Annotated in this window: 18 protein-coding genes, 1 tRNA gene and 1 pseudogene; 8 read left to right on the top strand and 12 right to left on the bottom strand. The window is 30.5% G+C overall.

The genetic code is table 11. The features are described 5' to 3' along the window. Positions 1-217 precede the first annotated feature (217 nt). Positions 218-913, bottom strand: coding sequence for a cell division ATP-binding protein FtsE (locus tag Q8S45_RS07365; protein WP_305603033.1), 696 nt, complete (start codon positions 911-913; stop codon positions 218-220). Positions 914-1,147: 234 nt separating this feature from the next. On the opposite strand from Q8S45_RS07365, the gene Q8S45_RS07360 reads away from it, so the two are divergent. The 4 genes from Q8S45_RS07360 (at position 1,148) to Q8S45_RS07345 (ending at position 9,052) form a co-directional block, all read left to right on the top strand. Continuing rightward, the gene (locus Q8S45_RS07360; RefSeq protein ID WP_305603031.1) at positions 1,148-4,165 is read left to right on the top strand and encodes a tetratricopeptide repeat protein; all 3,018 of its coding nucleotides are present in this window, start codon (positions 1,148-1,150) and stop codon (positions 4,163-4,165) included. Between the two features lie 64 nt (positions 4,166-4,229). Continuing rightward, positions 4,230-5,957 carry a TonB-dependent receptor gene (locus tag Q8S45_RS07355; RefSeq protein ID WP_305603028.1) on the top strand — a complete coding sequence of 576 codons (1,728 nt, stop codon included), beginning with the start codon at positions 4,230-4,232 and terminating at the stop codon, positions 5,955-5,957. Positions 5,958-6,019: 62 nt separating this feature from the next. Then, entirely contained in the window at positions 6,020-7,420 is a 1,401-nt protein-coding gene (locus Q8S45_RS07350) for a M20/M25/M40 family metallo-hydrolase (protein WP_371132995.1), read from the top strand. A 15-nt stretch (positions 7,421-7,435) separates the two neighbouring features. After that, entirely contained in the window at positions 7,436-9,052 is a 1,617-nt protein-coding gene (locus Q8S45_RS07345) for an amidohydrolase (RefSeq protein ID WP_305603025.1), read from the top strand. A 4-nt stretch (positions 9,053-9,056) separates the two neighbouring features. Here the strand turns inward: Q8S45_RS07345 and Q8S45_RS07340 are convergent, their stop codons facing one another. Then, positions 9,057-11,285, bottom strand: coding sequence for an FUSC family protein (locus tag Q8S45_RS07340; protein WP_305603023.1), 2,229 nt, complete (start codon positions 11,283-11,285; stop codon positions 9,057-9,059). Between the two features lie 171 nt (positions 11,286-11,456). Further along, complete coding sequence (locus Q8S45_RS07335; protein WP_305603020.1) at positions 11,457-11,690, bottom strand: CDGSH iron-sulfur domain-containing protein; 234 nt, start codon at positions 11,688-11,690, stop codon at positions 11,457-11,459. Between the two features lie 140 nt (positions 11,691-11,830). On the opposite strand from Q8S45_RS07335, the gene Q8S45_RS07330 reads away from it, so the two are divergent. Next, positions 11,831-12,277, top strand: coding sequence for an FKBP-type peptidyl-prolyl cis-trans isomerase (locus tag Q8S45_RS07330; RefSeq protein WP_305603017.1), 447 nt, complete (start codon positions 11,831-11,833; stop codon positions 12,275-12,277). A 15-nt stretch (positions 12,278-12,292) separates the two neighbouring features. Here Q8S45_RS07330 and trpA read toward each other — a convergent pair whose 3' ends face one another. From trpA to Q8S45_RS07295, 7 genes are all read right to left on the bottom strand, one after another. Further along, complete coding sequence (gene trpA, locus Q8S45_RS07325; protein WP_305603014.1) at positions 12,293-13,054, bottom strand: tryptophan synthase subunit alpha; 762 nt, start codon at positions 13,052-13,054, stop codon at positions 12,293-12,295. Positions 13,055-13,200: 146 nt separating this feature from the next. Then, on the bottom strand, positions 13,201-14,382 hold the full coding sequence (trpB, locus tag Q8S45_RS07320; protein ID WP_305603011.1) for a tryptophan synthase subunit beta: 1,182 nt from the start codon (positions 14,380-14,382) through the stop codon (positions 13,201-13,203). Further along, positions 14,379-15,008: a phosphoribosylanthranilate isomerase gene (locus Q8S45_RS07315; RefSeq protein WP_305603008.1), complete on the bottom strand. Its 630-nt coding sequence runs from the start codon at positions 15,006-15,008 to the stop codon at positions 14,379-14,381. The genes trpB and Q8S45_RS07315 overlap by 4 nt, the downstream gene beginning before the upstream one ends. Before the next feature lie 2 nt (positions 15,009-15,010). After that, positions 15,011-15,796: an indole-3-glycerol phosphate synthase TrpC gene (gene trpC / locus Q8S45_RS07310; RefSeq protein WP_305603006.1), complete on the bottom strand. Its 786-nt coding sequence runs from the start codon at positions 15,794-15,796 to the stop codon at positions 15,011-15,013. A gap of 4 nt (positions 15,797-15,800) precedes the next feature. Beyond that, the gene (gene trpD / locus Q8S45_RS07305; RefSeq protein WP_305603003.1) at positions 15,801-16,787 is read right to left on the bottom strand and encodes an anthranilate phosphoribosyltransferase; all 987 of its coding nucleotides are present in this window, start codon (positions 16,785-16,787) and stop codon (positions 15,801-15,803) included. After that, positions 16,784-17,362, bottom strand: a complete 579-nt coding sequence (locus tag Q8S45_RS07300; protein ID WP_305603000.1) for an aminodeoxychorismate/anthranilate synthase component II — start codon at positions 17,360-17,362, stop codon at positions 16,784-16,786. The genes trpD and Q8S45_RS07300 overlap by 4 nt, the downstream gene beginning before the upstream one ends. Positions 17,363-17,430: 68 nt before the next feature. After that, a complete protein-coding gene (locus tag Q8S45_RS07295; protein ID WP_305602998.1) occupies positions 17,431-18,822 on the bottom strand; it encodes an anthranilate synthase component I family protein in 1,392 nt (463 codons plus the stop codon). 222 nt (positions 18,823-19,044) lie between these two features. Between Q8S45_RS07295 and Q8S45_RS07290 the strand changes: the two genes are divergently transcribed. After that, on the top strand, positions 19,045-19,875 hold the full coding sequence (locus Q8S45_RS07290; protein ID WP_305602995.1) for a GIN domain-containing protein: 831 nt from the start codon (positions 19,045-19,047) through the stop codon (positions 19,873-19,875). 74 nt (positions 19,876-19,949) lie between these two features. Here the strand turns inward: Q8S45_RS07290 and trxB are convergent, their stop codons facing one another. After that, positions 19,950-20,897 (bottom strand): thioredoxin-disulfide reductase, encoded by a 948-nt coding sequence (gene trxB / locus Q8S45_RS07285; RefSeq protein WP_305602992.1) that lies wholly within the window; start codon positions 20,895-20,897, stop codon positions 19,950-19,952. Positions 20,898-21,065: 168 nt separating this feature from the next. On the opposite strand from trxB, the gene Q8S45_RS07280 reads away from it, so the two are divergent. Further along, on the top strand, positions 21,066-21,398 hold the full coding sequence (locus Q8S45_RS07280) for a thioredoxin family protein (protein WP_305602989.1): 333 nt from the start codon (positions 21,066-21,068) through the stop codon (positions 21,396-21,398). A gap of 49 nt (positions 21,399-21,447) precedes the next feature. Beyond that, positions 21,448-21,522 (top strand) — tRNA-Pro (locus Q8S45_RS07275). A gap of 189 nt (positions 21,523-21,711) precedes the next feature. Here the strand turns inward: Q8S45_RS07275 and Q8S45_RS07270 are convergent. Beyond that, a pseudogene (locus Q8S45_RS07270) lies at positions 21,712-21,830 on the bottom strand (IS1595 family transposase); the annotation flags it as partial.

The raw sequence follows: 21,830 nt of genomic DNA, 5'->3' as shown, positions 1-21,830 counted from the left end.
TAGGGCTATTCCGATGAAGGTATTCCAATACCTCAATCTCTTCATTTTTAAGTGTTATATATCTCATAATGAGATAAATATACGAAAATTATTATATATACGCAATAAAATACGACATTATTTTATTCTTATTACTTATGTTTGAATATTATTTATAAAATTTAGTTGAGATATTAAATAATAATAAAAAATCTGCAATATTTTAATGTTAACCATTTTATTTATGTGCCGCTGAACTCTTTTGCTGAACTTCAAACAATTCACCTCCTTCACATTTAAGCGTTTTAAAAGGAAATTTTAATATTAGGGCATAATCATGAGTAGCCATTAATATGGTTTTGCCACTATCGTGAATTTCTTTCAAAACATTTAAAACCCCCACTGAAGTAACAGGGTCTAAATTTCCAGTAGGCTCATCGGCTAAAATTAAATCTGGATCATTTAATAATGCACGAGCTATACCAACTCTTTGTTGCTCTCCTCCCGATAATTGATATGGCATTTTAAACCCTTTAGTCTCCATACCCACTTTGCCTAAAACTTCATTAACTTTATCTTTCATTAACATCTCGTCTTTCCAACCTGTTGCTTTTAAAACAAAATGCAAATTACTAAAAACGTTTCTATCATTCAAAAGATTAAAATCTTGAAAAACTACACCCAGTTTTCTTCTTAAAAAAGGAATTTCACTCTCTTTTAATTCATTTAAATCGAAACCTACAATAGAACCCTTCCCTTTTTCAAGAGGTAATTCGCCATATAACGTTTTCATTAAACTACTTTTTCCGCTACCAGTTTTTCCAATTAAATATACAAATTCCCCTTTATTTATTAACAAATTAACATCTGATAAAATTAAATTTTCCCTTTGAAATATTTGAGCTCCTTGCAAGGTTAATACAGCTTCTGGCATAGAATAATGTTTTTAGCAAAAATACTTATTTAAATGTAAAGTTTCAACTTAAAACAAACATATCCTTAAATCCTTATATATAAGATTTAACATTTTATTCTTATGAACGCTATATTTCGAATTATTTCTTATATCATTTAACAAGTTATTATAAAATTATTTAGAAAAGAAGGCAATTTCGTCAGATATTTGCGTTATTAGTTAATACATTAAATCCATTCAATTTTAAAAGAAATGAATTTTAAAAAAGTTATTCTTCAGGTTATAGCAATCCTTGTAATACACTCAATATCTGCTCAACAATCTACTATTAATACCCATTATTTAAAAGAATATAATCACGCAGTTTCTCTATATCAGAGCAAAGCCTATATGGCAGCGCAACAACAATTTGACATTTTAAAAAGTCAATTTGATTATTCGTCCGAATTAAAAGCTAATTGTGAATATTATGCTGCTTATTGTGCTATAAAGCTTGAACAACCGAATGCAGATGATTTAATGATCCAATTTGTTGAAAAATATCCAACAAGTACTAAACGAAATGGTGCCTTTTTAGAAGTTGCTGATTATTATTTTAAAATTGGTAAATATGCTTATGCAACTAAATGGTATGCACGAGTTAGTACCCCAAATTTAACCTTTAAACAAGAAGAAGAATTTAATTTTAATTATGCTTACGCACTTTTTGCAACAAAAAATTATGCTAAGGCTAAAAATTATTTTTTACCATTATTAGATTCAGCAGAATATGGCGCAAAGGCTAAATATTATTACGGATATATCGCATATAACCAAGATGATTACGAAACAGCCGATAAATATTTAAGTGAAGTTGTGGAAGATTCTTCCTTTAAAACAGATGTATCTTATTATTTGGCTGATATGAATTTTAAACTTGGAAAGTTCGACAAAGCCTTGGAACATGGTCTTCCTCTTCTTTCAAGCGCCAAAGGACTTGAACATTCAGAAATTTCAAAAATTGTAGGCGAAAGTTATTTCAATTTAAAAAATTATACCAGCGCTATAACTCACCTTAAAAATTACAAAGGAAAAAGAGGGAAATGGAACAATACAGATTACTATTTATTAGGCTATTCTTATTACAAACAAAATGATTTTGAAAATGCAGTTAGTACGTTCAATAAAATTATTGAAGGTTCAAATCATGTAGCTCAGAATGCATATTATCATTTGGGAGAATGTTACTTAAAATTAGACAAAAAGCAAGAAGCATTAAATGCGTTTAAAAATGCTTCTTCAATGAATTTTTCACCAGAGATTCAACAGGATGCTTGGTTAAATTACGCCAAAATAAGTTACGACATTGGTAACCCTTATAAAAGTGTACCCGAAGTATTGAAAGAATTTATTTCGCTGTACCCAAATTCAACCCATAAAAATGAGATAAATGAATTAATTATAAGTAGTTACATAACCTCCAAAGATTATGCTGGAGCGTTAGACTATTTGAAAAATAAAAAAACTGCAAAAGAAAAAAAATTATATCAAATGGCAGCATTTTTTAGAGGTGTTGAACTTTTTAACGACGGAGATTTTTCTGCTGCAAAACAATCATTTGAAAATTCAATTTCAGAACCTACTGATCCAAAATTAACCGCTCGTGCAACATTTTGGAAAGGAGAATCTAATTACAGATTGAATAATTTTAGCGCATCTCTTTTCGATTTTGAATCTTTTGAAAAACTATCAATTTCATCTTCAACACCAGAATATGAAAACTTATATTACAACCTTGGGTATGCTAATTACAAAAAATTAGATTATAGCTCGGCTATTGATTCATTCAAAAAATTTATAAACAAAAATTCGCAAGACAAATTAAAAATAAATGATGCGTATTTAAGAGTTGGGGATGCTTATTTTGTTTCTCGAAAATATAATGACGCCATTACATATTATACCAAAGTAATTGAAAGAAATGGGGCAGATTCGGATTATGCACATTTTCAAAAAGCTATTAGTTATGGTCTAACAAACAACGAAACGGCGAAAATTAAAGAACTTAATTCCTTTATAAAAACGTTTCAAAGATCGGCTTATAAAGACGATGCTCTTTATATTTTAGGCGATACTTATTTTAAAAAGAATGATCATAGATTGGCTCTCGAAAATTTTGATCAATTAATTACATCATATCCAAAAAGCACGTTGGTTTCTAAATCTATGCTTAAAAAGGGATTAATTTATTACAATACTGATAAAAATGAACAAGCCATAGCAACCTTTAAAAGTATTGTTTCAAAATATCCAAACACTGCCGAATCTAAACAAGCGGTTAAAAACACACGTCAAATTTATGTAGATTTAGGTCGTGTAGATGAATATGCCACTTGGGTTAAAGGAATTAATTTTGTTAATGTATCAGATGCTGAATTAGATAACGACACTTATGAATCTGCCGAAAAACAATTCTTACAAGGCAACCACAGCAAAGCAATTACAGGCTTCCAAAAATATTTGCAAAGTTTTCCAAACGGTATACACAAATTAAAGGCTCATTTTTACGCAGCACAATCCTTATTTTCTCAAAATAATTTAGCTGAAGCCATCTTACATTATACTAGCGTGGTTAAAGAAGAATCAAATGAGTTTAGTGAAATTTCATTATCGCAATTGGCACTCATATATTTAAAAAATAATGATTGGAAAAATGCTATTCCAATTTTAGAACGATTGGAAAAAGAATCTAATTCTTCTCAAAATACGACATTTGCTCAATCTAATTTAATGAAAGGATATTATGAAGCTAAAAATTATGATCAAGCTGTTAATTACGCCGAAATTGTTTTACAAAATGCAAAATTAGAAACTCGCATAAAATCTGATGCTCATTTAATAATTGCACGTTCGGCAATTAAAACTTCAAATTTATCAAAAGCTCGCGCTGCATATAAAGAAGTTGAAAAAATTGCATCCGGTGAAGTAAAAGCAGAATCCCTTTATTACAAGGCGTTTTTTGAAAATAGTAATGGTAATTATGAAGTTTCTAACCAAATAGTTCAACAAATTGCGGCTGACTTTGGAGCCTACAAATATTGGGCTGCAAAAGGGTTAGTTGTAATGGCTAAAAATCATCATCAATTGAAAGATGCATTTCAGGCAACGTACATTCTAGAAAGTGTAATTACTAATTTTTCGCAGTTTTCTGAAGTTGTTGAAGAAGCTAAAACAGAATTAAAGGCTATTAAAACAGAACAAGCCAAAACCAACGAATCAATAAAAAACTAATAATTCATAAAAAATCCTTTTTAATAAGGGTTTGGATTGGAAATAAACGAATAAACATAAAAACATGCAAAAGTTTCTTATAACTTCTATTTTACTTTTATCGGGTGTTTTAACCTTTTCACAAGTTAAAAAAGACACCTTAAAAACTGAAGAAATCATTGTTGAAAAACCTTATACACCAACTATTTCAGATGCTTTTAAAATAACGTCTAACCCTACCACAGATAATGCCACTGCATCTTCCAAAGAAAAAGTATCCTATACTATATTTTCTGTTCCTGTTGCATCAACATTTTCACCTGTAAAAGGAACAGCCCAAAATATTGCTCGTGAACCTAAAGACCGTCTTTTTAAAAATTACATTTTAGCAGGTTTTGGTAATTATACAAGTCCGATTTTTGAGGCTTTCTTGCGTTCAGGAAAACCTCGTTCTAATGATTTTGGGGTTTTTATCAATCACTACTCATCGCAAGGTGGTATTAAAGATTTACAATTAGATGATAACTTTTCTGATACCCGTATTGATGCGTATTACAAACAATTTGCAAAGTACAATACCTGGCAAATAAATGCTGGTTTTCAAAGGCAAATTCAAAATTATTATGGAGTTCCATCTTCTATTATTTTTAATAATGCAGTTATTGATGCTATGAATGAAAAGCAGATTTATTCTAAATTTTATGCTGGTGGAAAAATTGAAATGGAAAACTCTTTTTTTCAGGGTGCAACAGCTGAACTTGTAACTTTTAACGATGATTATGGAAGCAATGAAATTAGATTAGTTGCAAAACCAAAATTTGAATTCCCAATTTCGACAGAGCTTATAAACGGAGAATTTATGGTGGATATTCTTACAGGGCAATTTGATGAAAATTACTTAGCGACAGATCAAATAAACTACAGTTTCTTGAATCTTGGTTTTAATCCAAATTTTGAAGTTCTTCGAGAAAATTTTACACTTAATTTAGGAGCTAAATTAATATATGCAAATGATCTCGAACATCAAACGAATAAATTTTATGCCTATCCAAATGTTCATACATCCCTTAAAATTGTGGATGATATTTTTATTATGATAGCAGGTGTTGAAGGTGATTTAAAACAAAATTCCTATGCCAATTTTGCATCTGAAAACTTATTTGTTTCACCAACTTTAAATATACAGCTAACTAATTTAAAATACCAAGCGTATGTTGGTGCAAAAGGAAAATTAGCCTCCAATTTTAGTTATCACTTAAAAGTTAATTATGCCCAAGAAGAAAACAAACCACTTTTTGTACAAAATCAGACTAAAACTGATGGAACTATTCCAGTTTTAAAAGGGTATGCTGCTGGGAACTCTTTTGGAGTTGTTTATGATACTGTCACTAATTTAGGATTTTATGGAGAGTTAAATTTTAATGTTTCTAAAGAATTTAATTTAACAGGAGCTATAAATTACAATAATTACGACACTTCAAATGAATTAGAAGCATGGAATTTACCAAATTTAACTGCAACTATTTCAGCTGATTATGAGACAAAAAAATGGTTTTCAGGAGCTAAATTATATTTTAACAGCTCAACCAAAGACTTTATTATCCCGTTTGGATTAACAGAAAATTCAGGATTTATTACAACAAATGATGCTTTTATTGACCTAAATTTAAATGTAGGGTATCATTTCTCTGATAGATTAATGGCATTTGCAAAAATGAATAATGCGTTAGGAACTTCTTATAAAAAATATGTGAATTATAAAGTTCAATCTGCACAAATTTTTGCGGGTATCACCTATAAATTTGATTTGTAACATTATGAAATCTTAATTTCAACTTTTTTATGTAGTTTTAGCTTTCATAAAATTATATAAATTTGAAACATTTTATCACTACCATTAGTTTTTCTTTTTTGGCAATTTTGTCCGAAAAATCAATTAGTCAAAATCTTGTTTTAAGTCAGGTACAAAAGACAGACTCCACAACTATAAAACAATTATTCAATACAGCTTTGTCAAATGGTAAAAGTTATGAATGGTTGGATCACCTTTCAAACAAAATTGGAGGCAGATTATCTGGATCACCACAAGCTCAACAAGCTGTTGAGTGGGGAAATAAAATACTCTACGGTCTAAATTTAGATAAAGTGTGGTTACAACCTGTAATGGTTCCGCATTGGGTGCGAGGTAAAAAAGAAGTTGCATATTTTACAGTTGGAAACGATAAATTTGATGTCGCTATCTGCGCATTGGGCGGATCCATTGCAACACCTTTAAATGGAATAACAGGTGAAATTATTGAGGTAAAAAGTTTAAAGGAAGCAGAAGCAAAAGGTTCAGATTTAAAAGGAAAAATCGTTTTTTTCAACGGAGCATTTGATGATACTTACATTCAAACCTTCAAAGCTTATAGCGGCTGTGCAGGGCAGCGATATAGTGGGGCTGAAGTTTGTGGGAAATATGGAGTTTTAGGAGTTATCGTGCGTTCAATGACCCATAGTTTAGATGACTTTCCACATACTGGGGCTATGAGTTACGGCGATTTATCGGAAACTGAGAAAGTACCAACTGCTGCAATAAGCACGTTAGCTGCCAATTTATTAAGTGAAAAATTAAAAGAGCATCCGACTTTAAAATTTTACTTCAAACAAAACTGTCAAACATTACCAGATGCTCCCTCTTTTAATGTAATTGGAGAACTAAAAGGAAGTGAATTTCCAGAAAAATATATTACTGTTGGTGGCCATTTAGACTCTTGGGATATTGGCGATGGGGCACATGATGATGGCGCAGGAGTTGTGCAATCTATTGAAGTACTTCGCTTATTTAAATTAAATGGTATAAAACCAAAACATACGATAAGAGTCGTTTTATTTATGAATGAAGAAAATGGCTTACAAGGAGGAAGAAAATATGCTGAAGAAGCAAAACTGAATAATGAAAATCATATTGCTGCGTTAGAATCTGATTCCGGTGGATTTACGCCTAGAGGTTTTACATTCGACAGTAAAAAAAATCATGATTTATTTATGAGTTGGAAACCATTGCTCTCACCTTACGGATTACACGAAATACAACCAGGTGGAAGCGGCGCAGATATTGGTCCGTTAAAATCTGATACTATTTCATTATTTGGTTATAGACCAGATTCCCAACGCTATTTTGATTATCATCATGCGGCAACAGACACTTTTGATAAAGTAAATAAACGCGAACTAGAATTAGGAGCTGCTTCTATGGCTTCTTTAATTTATTTATTAGATAAATATCTTCCTTAAAAAAACTTAATTAAAATGAAAAATATAGTTACAGCACTTATTATTACCCTCTTATTTTCTTGCAAATCAAAGGAAAACGTTGATACATTGGTTATAAATGCAAAAGTTTATACTGTAAATGATCAATTTGATATTACTGATGCATTTGCCATTAAAAATGGAAAAATAATAGCCGTTGGAACCTCCGAAGAAATGCAATCAGCTTATAAATCTTCTCATGTAATTGACGCCGAAGGAAAAACAATTTTACCAGGTTTTATAGATGCACATTGTCATTTTTTTGGTTTAGGATTGCAACAACAAAAAGTAGATTTAAGTGGTACAACCAGTTTTGATGAAGTAATACAACGCATTGTAGATTTTCAAAAAGAAAAAAATGTACCCTATATTACAGGTCGCGGTTGGGATCAAAACGATTGGGAAGTAAAGGAGTTTCCAACAAAAGAAAAATTAGATAAATTATTTCCAAATACACCAATAGCTGTTTCACGAATTGATGGTCACGCCTTATTGGTAAATCAGGCTGCAATAGATTTGGCAGGAGTTACTATAAATACAAATGCTGAAGGTGGTTTTATACTTCAAAAAAATGGAAAACTTACAGGTATTTTTATAGATGGCCCAATGGAACTTATTGAAGATAATATTCCACAACCTTCCACAAAAGAACAAATTCAAGCATTAAAAGATGCAGAAAAAATTTGTTTTGAATTAGGTTTAACAACAGTTGATGACGCAGGTTTATCCAAAGAAACAATCGAATTAATTGACAGTTTACAAAAAACTGGAGATTTAAAAATGAGAATTTATGCTATGGTTTCAGTTAGCGATGAAAGCATTGATTACTATACGAAAAAAGGAATTTTAAAAACTGACAGGTTAAATGTGAGCTCCTTTAAAGTATATGCTGATGGAGCTTTGGGATCTCGAGGAGCCGCAATGAAAAAATCGTACAGCGATCAACTCAATCACTTTGGAGCAATGGTAACGCCACTTGAAAAATTAAAAAGTTATGCAGAAAAAATTGCTGCTTCAAATTTTCAAATGAACACACATGCTATTGGCGATGCTGCTAATTATGTAATGTTAAAAACATATATAGATGTTTTAAAGGATAAAAAAGACAGACGCTGGAGAATTGAACATGCACAAATTATTGATAAGCTAGATTTTCAATATTTCAATAATATTTTACCTTCGGTGCAACCAACCCATGCGACTTCAGATATGTATTGGGCAGAAGACAGAATTGGATCAGAAAGAATTAAAGGTGCTTATGCTTTTAAGGACTTATTAAGCACCTATGGTAAAATTGCTTTAGGAACCGATTTTCCTGTAGAACAAGTGAGTCCGTTTTTAACTTTTTATGCTGCTGTTGTTCGAAAAGATTTAAATAATTATCCCGAAAACGGATTTCAAATGGAAAATGCATTAACAAGGGAAGAAACGTTAAGAGGAATGACCATATGGGCTGCATATTCTAATTTTGAAGAAAAAGAAAAAGGAAGTATTGAAGTGGGTAAATTTGCTGATTTTATTATTCTAGACCAAAATATTATGGAAATTGAACCCTCTAAAATTCCTTTAATTAAAGTATTGAAAACATATTTAAATGGTGAGAAAGTTAAATAATAAGTTAACTTTTCGATTTGTATTTTTTGGCTGAAGTAATCAATTTTTCTGACAAATTATACAACCATTTCAATTGTTCAGAAACTAATACTGTTTCCTTCAATTTTAATCCGATAGAAGCTGTTAACTCAACTCCACTTTCTAATTCAATATCTCTTTTTTTTGAAAGTTTTGAAAAGCTATTATCGTAAGAATTTTCAGCTTCCTGTACTGTAATCATAGAACTTTTATGTTGTTGGTCGTTTCCTTCCAAAATACTGATAACTACGTTAAGATTAGAACATATATTTTCAATAAAGACATCAAATTCTATTGGTGCATTCGATGTTTTATTATTTCTAATATAAGTACCTAACGAGGTTAGTGAAGACAAAAAGGTATTGCTAAAAACGGTTATTTCATAAATTGTAGAAAGCTCAGTTTGTTTCGATTTAGGATCTTGATTCAACCGCTGAAATGCCGCATTTAAATCTCCTACCTTTAAAAAAGCATCTTTTCTACTCAATTTATAACTTGTAGTTATTTCTCCCTTGTTACGATAAAAAGTGGCAATTTCCTTTAAAAATTTTTGATTGGATTTGATGGCTTTTAAAAAATAACTCTGCATACTTTGAACCTGCCAAGATGGCCATAAAAAATACATTGCTAAAAATGATAATGTTGCACCAATTAAGGTGTCTATAACCCTAAATTTTATCAATTCTAAAATATTAGGTTCAACCATGGCATATATAAAAACAACATTAAGAGTTATAAAAATTGCAGCATTTCTATAATTTAATTGAATAAATGAAAATGCAAGAGGCAAGGATATTACTGCAATTACGCCATAAATTACAGTATTTTGTGTACTTAAAATTACAACCGAAGCAATTAAAGCTCCAATTACGGTACCTATTACTCTTTGGATGGATCGCTCTTTTGTTAACCCAAAACTAGGTCTCATTATTACAACAATAGTAATTAATATCCAATACGGATTTTGCATAGAAAATAAGGTTCCAACTACAAAACCAATAACTACAATAACTGCCAACCGCAATGAATGTTTAAAAATGGGCGAATCAAAACTTAAATTTTCTATAAATTTTTTAAAATCATAATCCTGAGTCGTTATAAATCGATTCGCTTCTTTTTCGCTTAAAATAGTCTCATTATTAGTGTAATTATTCAAAATGCGTTCCATGGAAATAATATTTTGGACTTGCTTTTCTTGATAATTTTTAAGGTTTAACAACATAATAGTTCCAATTCTTGCTTTAGGCAAACCAATCGAATTTTTATAACTATCAATCGCATTGTCAATGTTCAGCAATAAAGTGGTGAATAATTTATTTTCTTGTAATTTTTCTTCCTTTCTTATAACTTTTGAAATATGAATTAATTGATTTGCCATTGCTTCAATTAAATCTCTAAAAAGAAATACCTTTTCTTTATGATTTATAAAAACTTTATCAAATTTAACATAGTCTACCGAATTGGAAATTGCGAGTTCTAAAATATCAACCAGTTGAGAGAATAGTAATTGTTGTCTTCTTGTTTTATTTGAAAACCCCGATTTACTTCTTGTAGTTAAAATAATTTCACGTATAGTTTCATGCTGTTCGTTAATCTCAATTTGCAAATCGAATAACTTTTTTAAAAGTTCTTTTCTGTTAATAGAAGAAACAATCAATTGAGCACGAATTTTTAAATATGATGCAGTTTTCTCAATGGTTTTAATAAACAATTGCTCTGTTTGAATTTTTGGAAATAAAATAGTTTTTATATAAGTGAGAGCCAAATACCAGAATCCACCCAGACCAATTAATAAGGAATGTTTAAACAAATTTACTTCGGTATAATCATTTACAAAACTTAAAACGATTGCCATCAAGCCCACAAATGATATTAATGAAGCTCTAAAACCAAAAACTGAAATATAAGAAACAAAAAACACAAAAATTCCTAATAAGGGTAATAAAATCCATAAAATTCCAGCAATAGCGCCAAAAAGATACGTTAAACTAAAAGATAATATGGCTGCTATAAAAATTCCATAAAAAACGTGTTTATTACTACCTGGAACATCGGTTGGAGAACAAAACAATACACCTAAAGCCATGCTAAAACCAATGTGAATATCATTTAAATAATACCCACTTAAAAATACAGGTACAAGCATTGCTGTAGTAATAACAATACTTTTTAAAAAATCTAAACTTTTAAAAAATCTTTTTATTGATTCTAACATAAAATTATAAGTAACTGGCAAATTTACGTCCTATTTCTTAATGGCTTGGAACAAATACAGCTAAAATTTAAAGTTAAAAGAATTAAACAATGAGATGACTAACTATAAAAGTAAGACCCCAAATTCAACAATGTTAAATTTGGGGTCTTGCGACTTAAATTAGGTTTTAAATTATTTATGAGAACCGTCACAAAATGGACCGTTTTTAGTTTCTTTACAGGTACACAAATGTTTAGATTCTGTTTGCTTAGCTTCAAATACTTGGGGGCTCATACCTTGTCCTTTGTGTTTTCCATCACAAAATGGTTGGCTCTCAGACAAGCCACATGTACACCAGGCATATTTCTTTCCTTCTTCCAATTCAATTTTAATAGGAGCATTTCCAGCCCTTTTTGGTAATTCCATAAATTTATTTTTTTAGTTTGGTTTTAAAGATATTACTCTAAAATTTCATTTACAAATTAAATGATAATTAAGTTATGTAGTACCTATATTTTTTGATTAATTTGAATTATCCTATATTCGCAAACTAAAAAAACAATTTTATGAAATCATTTGTATCTCTACTTCTAATAATCCTTTTTGTTTCTTGCAATAATAACGAATCTAATAGCAATCCTCAAACAGAAGCTGACATTATTAAGTACATAAAAGACCATAATTTAACTGCACAAAAAAGCAGTACTGGTTTGTATTATGTGATTAATAAGCAAGGAGAAGGTGCAAAACCGTCTAGTAATTCTAATGTTACTGTAAGTTACAAAGGGTACTTCATAAATGGAACTGTTTTTGATCAAAGTAATGCAGCTGGTATTTCATTTAATTTGCAACAAGTTATAAAAGGTTGGACAGAAGGTATCACCTATTTTAATGAAGGAGGTGAAGGAATGCTACTAATTCCATCACAATTAGGTTATGGTAGTACTGATAGAAATGGAATTCCCGGAGGCTCTGTCTTACTATTTGATATAAAATTATTAAAAGTTAATTAAATTCCACGTTTTAATTTAACGAATTTCAGCAATAAATTTATCTATTAATTTTGTGCCATTTCTATTCAAATGGTTTATAAATGCTGAACCTATAATTGCACCTTTTGCAAATTTCGTCGCTTGTTGAAAAGTTTCAGCATTTGAAATTCCAAAACCAATAATTTGAGGGGCTTTTAAATTCATAGATGCAATACGTTCAAAATAAGAATTTTGCGAATCTCCAAAAATATTTTTTGTTCCAGTAACACTAGCAGAACTCACCATATAAATAAATCCCTCTGAAATTTCATCAATAAATTTAATGCGGTCATTTGAAGTTTGAGGTGTAATTAAGAATACATTTACCAAGCCATATTTCTCAAAAATAATTTTGTAATTTTCAGTATATTCTTTAACAGGTAAATCAGGAATAATCAATCCATCAATTCCAATTTCAGTACATTTTTTACAGAAAGCTTCTATGCCATATTGCATTATTGGGTTAAAATATCCCATAATTATCAAAGGAATTGAAACTGTTTTTCGAATATCTTTTAATTGTTCAAATAACACTTTTGTTGTCATTCCATTTTTTAAAGCTGTGGTTGAACTTGCCTGAATTGTTGGCCCATCAGCCAAAGGATCACTAAATGGCAATCCAATTTCAATCATATCAACACCACTTTTTTCTAAATCTTCAATTATGGAAATGGTGTCACTTAATTGAGGGAACCCAGCTGTAAAATAAATAGACAACAGTTTTTTATCTTCTTGTAATTTTTTATTTATTCTGTTCATTTTTTATAGTATTGAGATATTAGTATTGAATATTGAGATATTATAAGTTAGAAGTTAAAAATTAGATTTGAAGTACTCTTAAACTTTTCTCCACTACCCTCTTTGGTTTCCGCCTATCCTCTATTTTCTATCCTCTTTAATCTACTTTACAGTTTAAAATAGTTAATATACGTATCTAAATCTTTATCACCTCTTCCAGACAAATTCAATACCACAACATCATCTTTTTTAAATTTTTTCTTTTCAAAAACAGCTAACGCATGCGAGCTTTCAATGGCAGGAATAATGCCTTCCAACTTACACAATTCCAAACCAGCTTGCATTGCTTCATCATCGGTTACAGCCATAAATTCGGCACGTTTAGATTCACATAGGTGAGCATGTAAAGGGCCAACACCCGGATAATCTAATCCTGCGGAAATAGAATAAGGTTCAGTAATTTGTCCGTCTTTAGTCTGCATTAACAAGGTTTTACTTCCGTGAATAATTCCTTCTTTTCCTAACACGCTTGTCGCAGCACTTTCACCAGAATCGATACCTAAACCTGCTGCTTCAACAGCAATTAATTTTACATTTTCTTCATCTAAATAATGATAAAAAGCTCCAGCAGCATTACTCCCACCGCCAACACAAGCAATTACATAATCTGGATTTTCAGTGCCTTCTTTTTCTTTTAATTGTAACTTAATTTCTTCTGAAATAACCGATTGAAAACGAGCCACCATATCTGGATAAGGATGTGGACCAACAACTGATCCAATGATATAATGCGTATCAACCGGATTGTTAATCCAATCTCTAATTGCCTCATTTGTAGCGTCTTTAAGTGTTCTGCTTCCTGATAAAGCCGGAACAACTGTTGCTCCCAACATTTTCATACGAGCTACATTTGGTGCCTGACGAGCGATATCAATTTCTCCCATATACACAATACATTCCAACCCCATTAAGGCGCAAACCGTGGCAGTTGCAACTCCGTGTTGCCCTGCTCCTGTTTCGGCAATAATTCTGTTTTTTTTCAACCGTTTTGCCATTAAAATTTGCCCAATAGTATTGTTTACTTTATGTGCACCTGTATGGCATAAATCTTCACGTTTTAAGTAAATTTTTGTGTTATATTTTTCCGATAATCGTTTTGCAAAATACAACGGAGTTGGTCGACCAACAAATTCTTTCAACAAGTTTTGAAACTCTATTTGAAAGGAAGGTTCGTACATAATTGTCAAATATTTCTGACGTAATTCTTCTACATTTGGATATAACATTTCTGGAATGTAAGCACCTCCAAACTGACCATAATACCCATTTTCATCTACAAAATAACTCATAATAAGTTGTTTTTAAATTCTTTAATATCACTTATGTTTTTTAAAGCCGGTTCTATTTCAAAACCGCTATTAATGTCTATTCCTGCAAAAGCAATGTGTTTTATTTTTTTTATTTCAAGCACATCGTTCTTTGAAATTCCTCCACTTAATAAAAAAGGCGTTTCACCTTTGTATTTTTGAAGCACTTCCCAATTAAATTTTATACCATTTCCTCCGTATTCCTTTCCTTTTGTGTCGAATAGAAAGTAATCACAACTCTTCTCAAATTGATTTGTACTATTGAAATTAAAATTTTCATCTATTGAGAAGGCTTTAAATATTTCTATTCGATGAGATTCTGAAACAAGTTCAGAACGACGTAAATCCCAACAATATTCAGGTGACTCATTTCCGTGTAACTGAACGCATTCTAATTTATATTCTTCAACTATTCTTAAAACTTCTTCAATGGTTTCATTAACAAAAACACCTACTTTTTTTATTTCTTTTGGAAAATCAACCTTTGGGAAATCGTTTACAAAACGTTTCGATTTTTTATAGAAAATAAAGCCAACAAAATCGGGTTTCAAAGCCAATAAACTTTGAATATTTTCTGAATTACGCATTCCACAAACTTTAATTATCATTTTTATCTTATTTGACTTATAAATTCTTGACAAGCGAATCCTGGATCATCAGTTTTCATAAAATTTTCACCAATTAAAAACCCTTGAAAACCATATTCTTTAAGTCCAGTTATAATCCTTGGGTCGCTAATGCCACTTTCTGAAACTTTTATACAACTATCTGGAATATGACTTGCTAATTCTATGGAATGTTCTAAATCCACTTCAAAAGTTTTTAAGTTACGGTTGTTAATTCCAATAATTTTATTAGTTAAATCAATTTTATCTAACTCCTCTTTGTTATGAACTTCATACAAAACTTCTAAACCTAAATCTTCAGCTAATTTTCCGTAATTTTTCAGTTCTTCCTTAGTTAAACAAGCTGCTATCAGCAAAATAGCATCGGCACCAATTGCCCTAGCTTCCACAATTTGAAATCCATCAACTATAAAATCTTTTCTTAAAATTGGTCTAATATCATTAACCGCTCGAGCCTGCATTATGTCTAAAATGTTTCCTCCAAAATAGTTAGTGTCTGTTAAAATGGATTGTGCAGCAACATTTGCCTCTAAATATCCTATTGTAACATCAACAATAGAAGCTTTATCGTTTATAATGCCCTTCGAAGGTGATTGACGTTTAAATTCTGCAATAATTCCTGTGGAACCTTTTATTGTTAATGCTTCCTTTAATGAAATTGGCGTTCGTTTAAAACCTGGACTTTTAATTAGTTTTTCAATTAAAACTTCCCGTTTTAACAAAGCTACTTCTTGCTTTTTATATGCTATTATATTATCTAAAATGTTCATTTGCCTAACCTATTAATTTCTTTAAACTTTCTTTTGCCTTTAATTCAAACAATGAATTTTTTGCTTCTTCAAATGCAGTTTCAAACAATTTATTGCTGTCAATTATTTTTAAAGCAAAAGCGGCATTTGCCAAAACTACATTATTTTGTGCCTCAGTTCCTTTTCCATCTAAAATTGAAAGAAAAATTGAAGCAGCTTCTTTCACTGAATCACCTCCAAAAATTTCAGATTGTTCTAACCTTTTTAAACCCAAATCTTCTGGTGTAATTAGTTGTTCGTCATTTTTAGTACATAATTTAAATCCACTTGTTAAAGATATCTCATCATAACCATCTATACTGTAGACAATGCCGTAATTTTGAGTTGTCTCTTGTAATAAATAATTATAAACTCTTGCAACCTCTAAATTAAAAACTCCAACTAATTGATTTTGTGGATTACTTGGATTTACTATCGGTCCTAACATATTAAAAAATGTTTTTATACCTAATTCTTTACGAACTGGCCCAACGGCTTTCATAGCTGGATGAAATAATGGTGCATGCAAAAAACAAATATTCGCATTCTCTATTTGAGATTTTAAAATAGATTCATTATTTGTGAATTTATAACCTAGAAATTCTAACATATTTGAAGAACCGCTTACAGATGAAACTCCATAATTTCCATGTTTTGCAACTTTTTGTCCTGTTCCAGCAACAACAAATGATGTTAATGTTGAAATATTAAATGTGTTTTTTCCATCGCCACCTGTTCCACATAAATCGATGGTATTAAAATCTGACAAATCAACTTTTACAGCCAATTCTAATAGAGCTTCTCTAAAACCAGCCAACTCATTTACTGAAATTGGACGCATCATAAAAACTGTTAAAAAAGAAGCCATTTGAGAAGTATTAAACTTTTCCCCAGCAATTTCAATTAAAATGTGCTTTGCTTCTTCCTTTGTTAAGCGTTCTTGCTCAAATAATTTATTTAGTATTGTTTTCATTTTAAATTGGCTTCTATAAAATTCCGAACCATTTTCTCACCTAATGGTGTTAAAATAGACTCAGGATGAAACTGAACGGCACTAATATTATATTTTTTATGTTGTAGCGACATAATATCGCCAAATTCATCAACCGATGTTATTTCTAATTCGTCTGGAAAATCTGCTTTTGTGGCAATCCATGAATGATACCTTCCTGCTTCAAACTTGGATGGAATTCCTTTATAAATGATAGCATCTACATTTGTAACACTCATAGTTGTTGCAACTCCATGAAAAACAACATCTAAATTTTCCAAACTACCGCCAAAGACTTCTGTAATTGCTTGTAAACCTAAACAAACACCAAATATTGGTTTTTTGCTTGCATACGTTTTAATAACTTCTTTTAAAATCCCTGCTTCATCTGGAATACCTGGACCTGGCGAAAGAATAATTAAATCGTATTCATTTATGGCCTCAATTGCAATTTCATCATTTCTAAAAACAGCAGGATATTCACCAGTAATATCTTCAACCATATGAACTAGGTTGTATGTAAATGAATCGTAATTATCTAATATTAAAATTTTCATAAGCCTATCCTAACCTTCCCAAAGTGAAGGAACTTTTTATTTATATTTTCTTGAAAACTTTTCATAAATTATATTTTTTCGGCCAAAATCAACGCTTTTTTCAACGCAGCCAATTTATTATTTACTTCTTGCAACTCTCCTTCTTCGGTTGAATTTATGACAATCCCTGCGCCTGCCTGATAGAAAAGTGTGTTGTTTTTACTTACAAAAGAACGAATGGCAATTGCCAAATTTACTGAATTATCAAGCCCAATAAACCCAACTGCTCCCCCGTAAAATCCACGAGTTTGGTTTTCATACGTATCTATTAACTGCATCGCTTTAAATTTTGGAGCACCAGTTAAAGTTCCCGCAGGAAAAGTATCTCCAACTATTTCAATTGCTTTTCCTTTTGGTTTTCCTTGAACTGTTGAAACCAAATGAATTACATGACTAAAATATTGAACTTCTTTAAAAATCTCAACAGTAACATTACTCGCATGTTTACTTAAATCGTTTCGAGCCAAATCCACCAACATTACATGCTCCGCATTTTCTTTTTTATCATTCGATAATTTTTCGCCCAATAAAATATCTTGTGCCATATCACCAGTACGTCTAAAAGTACCTGCAATTGGATTGATTATGGCTTTTTCTTCATTAATTTTTATTTGAGCCTCAGGTGAAGAACCCATTAATTTAAAACTACCATAATCAAAATAAAACAAATAAGGTGAAGGATTAATAGACCTCAACGCTCTGTAAACATTAAACTCGTCTCCAGAAAATTTTTGTTGAAACTGGCGAGATAGTACCAATTGAAACACATCTCCTCGTTTACAATGTTGTTTTGCTTTTGTTATATTTTCTTTAAATTCGTTATCAGTACAATTCGAAGATTCTTCACCAGTAGCTTCAAATTTATATAAGCCATATGTGCGAGAATTAATCAATGTTTCAATTTCATGAATTCGAGATTCTGAACCTTCTTCAATATTTTCAATAAGTGTTAATTCATCATTAAAATGATTAATTGCTATAATAAATTTGAAAAAACTAAATTGAAAATCGGGAATTTCAGAAGTTGCTTTTTTGGCTTTCAATTTTAGTGTATCAAAATATTGCACTGCATTGTACGAAATATAACCATAAAATCCATTAAATGCTTTTATCGCAGCATCACAATCTACTTCAACAGTTTCTTTATACTGTTCAAATAATTCATAAAAATTAGCTTCAATATTCCTTTTTTCCATCTCCATATTTTTATAATAATATGAAAATTCTGTTGCATGCGCCTTTATGGTTATTATTGGTTCAACACATAAAAAAGTATAACTCTCTTCTTTACTATGGTAATCTGAACTCTCTAATAACAAGCTATTTGGGTATTTATCTCTTATTTTAGAATACATGCCAACTGGCGTAATTGTATCAGATAATTGATGTTTGGTAATTGTTTTAAATTTAAATGTTTTCATTTTGTTGAAATAAAAAAGGACTTATCGCGAAATAAGTCCTTTTAGTTTTATATTGAAATAAAAAAATAGTAGTTCTAGCTCGCTTTTTGTTTAAGAGAGTTCCACCACCAATTTGTATTTGTATTTTTTTTCATTATTGAACGACAAATTTAACCAAGATTTTTAATTGAACAAATTATTCTTATACATTTTATTTCTTTAATTTTGGAAAAACGAATAAAAATGAAAAATATAACGAGGTTTTTTATAATACTTACTCTTTTAGCAACCATTTCAATTGAAGCTCAAGAAAAATTAATTGGAAATAAGGAAGTTATTGTACAGCAACGGCCTGTTTCTAATTTTTCTGTAATAGAGATTATGGACGATTTAGATATTCTATTGTCATACAATGAAAACCAGTCAGTCGCTGTAGAAACAGATTCTAATTTACAAGATGCAATTATAACCGAAGCTGTTAATGGAGTGTTAACTATTAAATTAGGTGCAAAAATTTCTCGTCAAAAGGACCTAGTTATTCATATTTCTGTAAATAAAAACCTAAACGAAATTTTTGCTTACAACAGAGCAACTATAAAATCTAAAAATTTAGTAATTATAGATTCTTTAGCGTTACACGCATTTGATTATTCGAAGTTTGATTTACGTTTAAATTCTAAAACGGTTCATATAAACTCTAAAAAGGCAAGTAATTTAATTTTAGAAATTTTATGTTCCGATGTTTTTATTACATCTGAAGAATCTTCAGATATTAAAGCAACTATAGACACTAAAAGTATTGACATTAAAACTTTAGATAAATCTTCTGTTACTTTAACCGGTTCTTCTGTAAATACCGACATTCAAACCTATGGAGGAAGCACTTTAAAAAGTAAGGATTTTAAATCGAAAAGTGTTGGAATAAAATCTAATAATAACTCTAATGCTTATATTAATGCAACAGAAACGTTACGAATATTTGCTAGAAATTCTTCAGAAATATTTATTTACTCCAACCCAAAAATTACTATTTCAGAGTTTTTCGATAAATCTTCTCTACATAAAAGAGAATAAAAAACCACTTGTAAAAAGTGGTTTAATTTTTTGATTGAAATCAGCAATTAAAAATCTGTATCAGTTTCACTATTTTAATGCAATGAACCTAAATAACGTTCTGCATCTAATGCAGCCATACATCCAGTGCCCGCGGCTGTAACTGCTTGTCTGTACTCTTTGTCTTGCACATCTCCAGCCGCAAAAATTCCTGGTAAATTAGTCTTCGTAGATTTTCCTTTCGTAATTAAATATCCTGTATCGTCCATGTCTAAAATTCCCTTAAATATGTCGGTATTGGGTTTGTGACCTATTGCAATAAATACTCCAGTTACATCTATTACTTCCTTTTCACCTGTTAAATTATTAATTGCTCTAACTCCTTCAACAACTTTATCGCCTAAAACCTCATCAATTTCATTGTTGTATCTAACTTCAATATTAGGAGTATTATCAACTCTATGTTGCATAGCTTTAGAAGCTCTCATATAATCTTTTCTCACCAACAATGTAACTTTATTACAAATATTAGCTAAATATGTTGCTTCCTCTGCAGCTGTATCACCAGCACCAACAACAACTACATCTTGTTTTCTATAAAAAAACCCATCACAAGTTGCACATGCAGAAACGCCACCTCCAATTAAACGTTGTTCACTTTCAATATTTAAATATTTCGCAGTAGCTCCTGTAGAAATAATGATAGTATTTGCCTCAATTACTTTTTCACCGTCAACAATCACTTTATGGATTCCTCCAATTTCTTTGCTAAAATCAACACTGGTAACAACTCCAAATCTAACATCTGTTCCAAATCGTTCTGCTTGGTTTTTAAAATCTTCCATCATTGCGGTTCCATCAGACCCGTTTGGGTATCCAGGAAAATTATCAACTTCAGTGGTCGTGGTTAATTGCCCACCCATTTGCATACCTGTATACATAACAGGCATAAGATCAGCACGTGCTGCATAAATTGCAGCCGTATATCCAGCAGGACCAGAACCAATAATCAAGCATTTTATTCTTTCAATAGAATCAGACATAATATCAATTTTTAATAGTTTTATTTAGCAAATTTAACCCAATTTAACCTAAATAATTACTTTATTTATACAATTTAAAAATACTACTATAAACAAAAAGAATACAACCAAGTTGTTACATATAAAGTCATATTTTAATCTTAATTTTGCTAATTCATTTATACAAAAATGACAACTTCTATTACAACATTAGATCAACTTTCTTCTATTCTTCAACAAGAAAAATCTGTAGTTTTATATTTCTCGACCTTATCTTGTAATGTTGGGGAAGCCCTTCAACCTAAAGTCGAAAAACTTATTGAAAATGAATTTCCCAAATTGAAATTTTACACCATAGATTTAAATTTTGCCTCGGAAGTAGCTGCATCGTTAAATGTATTTGTTGAACCAACAATTTTGGTATATTTTGATAGTAAAGAAACTTTTAGAAAAAGCAGAAATGTTGGAATTGGTGAACTTCTTAATGCCATAGAAAGACCTTATACTTTATTTTTTGATTAATTATTTGTAAAACGGTTTATTAAGATTATATTTGCACTCCGAAATTATTCGGGGTGTAGCGTAGCCCGGTTATCGCGCCTGCTTTGGGAGCAGGAGGTCGCAGGTTCGAATCCTGCCACCCCGACTAAAAGCTTTTTACTTTTTGTAAAAAGTTTTTTTCTTTATGCATTTTTTCATTCGTTCATTTAGAAAAATATATAACCCTTTTTAAGTTTAAAAAAGTCAAGTTTTAATTAGCTAAACATTGTTAAACCAAACTTTTTTAATTAATTTGTGCATATCTTATTATTATTTTCTGATTGTCCGTTTTCTGTCATAACCCTGTAATACCTGCTATTACTAGCCTATCGAATAATTTTTCTTCAAAATATCTTCTGTTAAGCTTATAAACGAACTCATTTAGGTACAATTGAAGATATTTTCCTTTAATTT

This window comes from Lutibacter sp. (assembly GCF_030692605.1).
Taxonomy (GTDB): domain Bacteria; phylum Bacteroidota; class Bacteroidia; order Flavobacteriales; family Flavobacteriaceae; genus Lutibacter.
The sequence above is the reverse complement of the archived record's forward strand: the minus strand, read 5'-3'. Positions and strand labels throughout refer to the sequence as shown.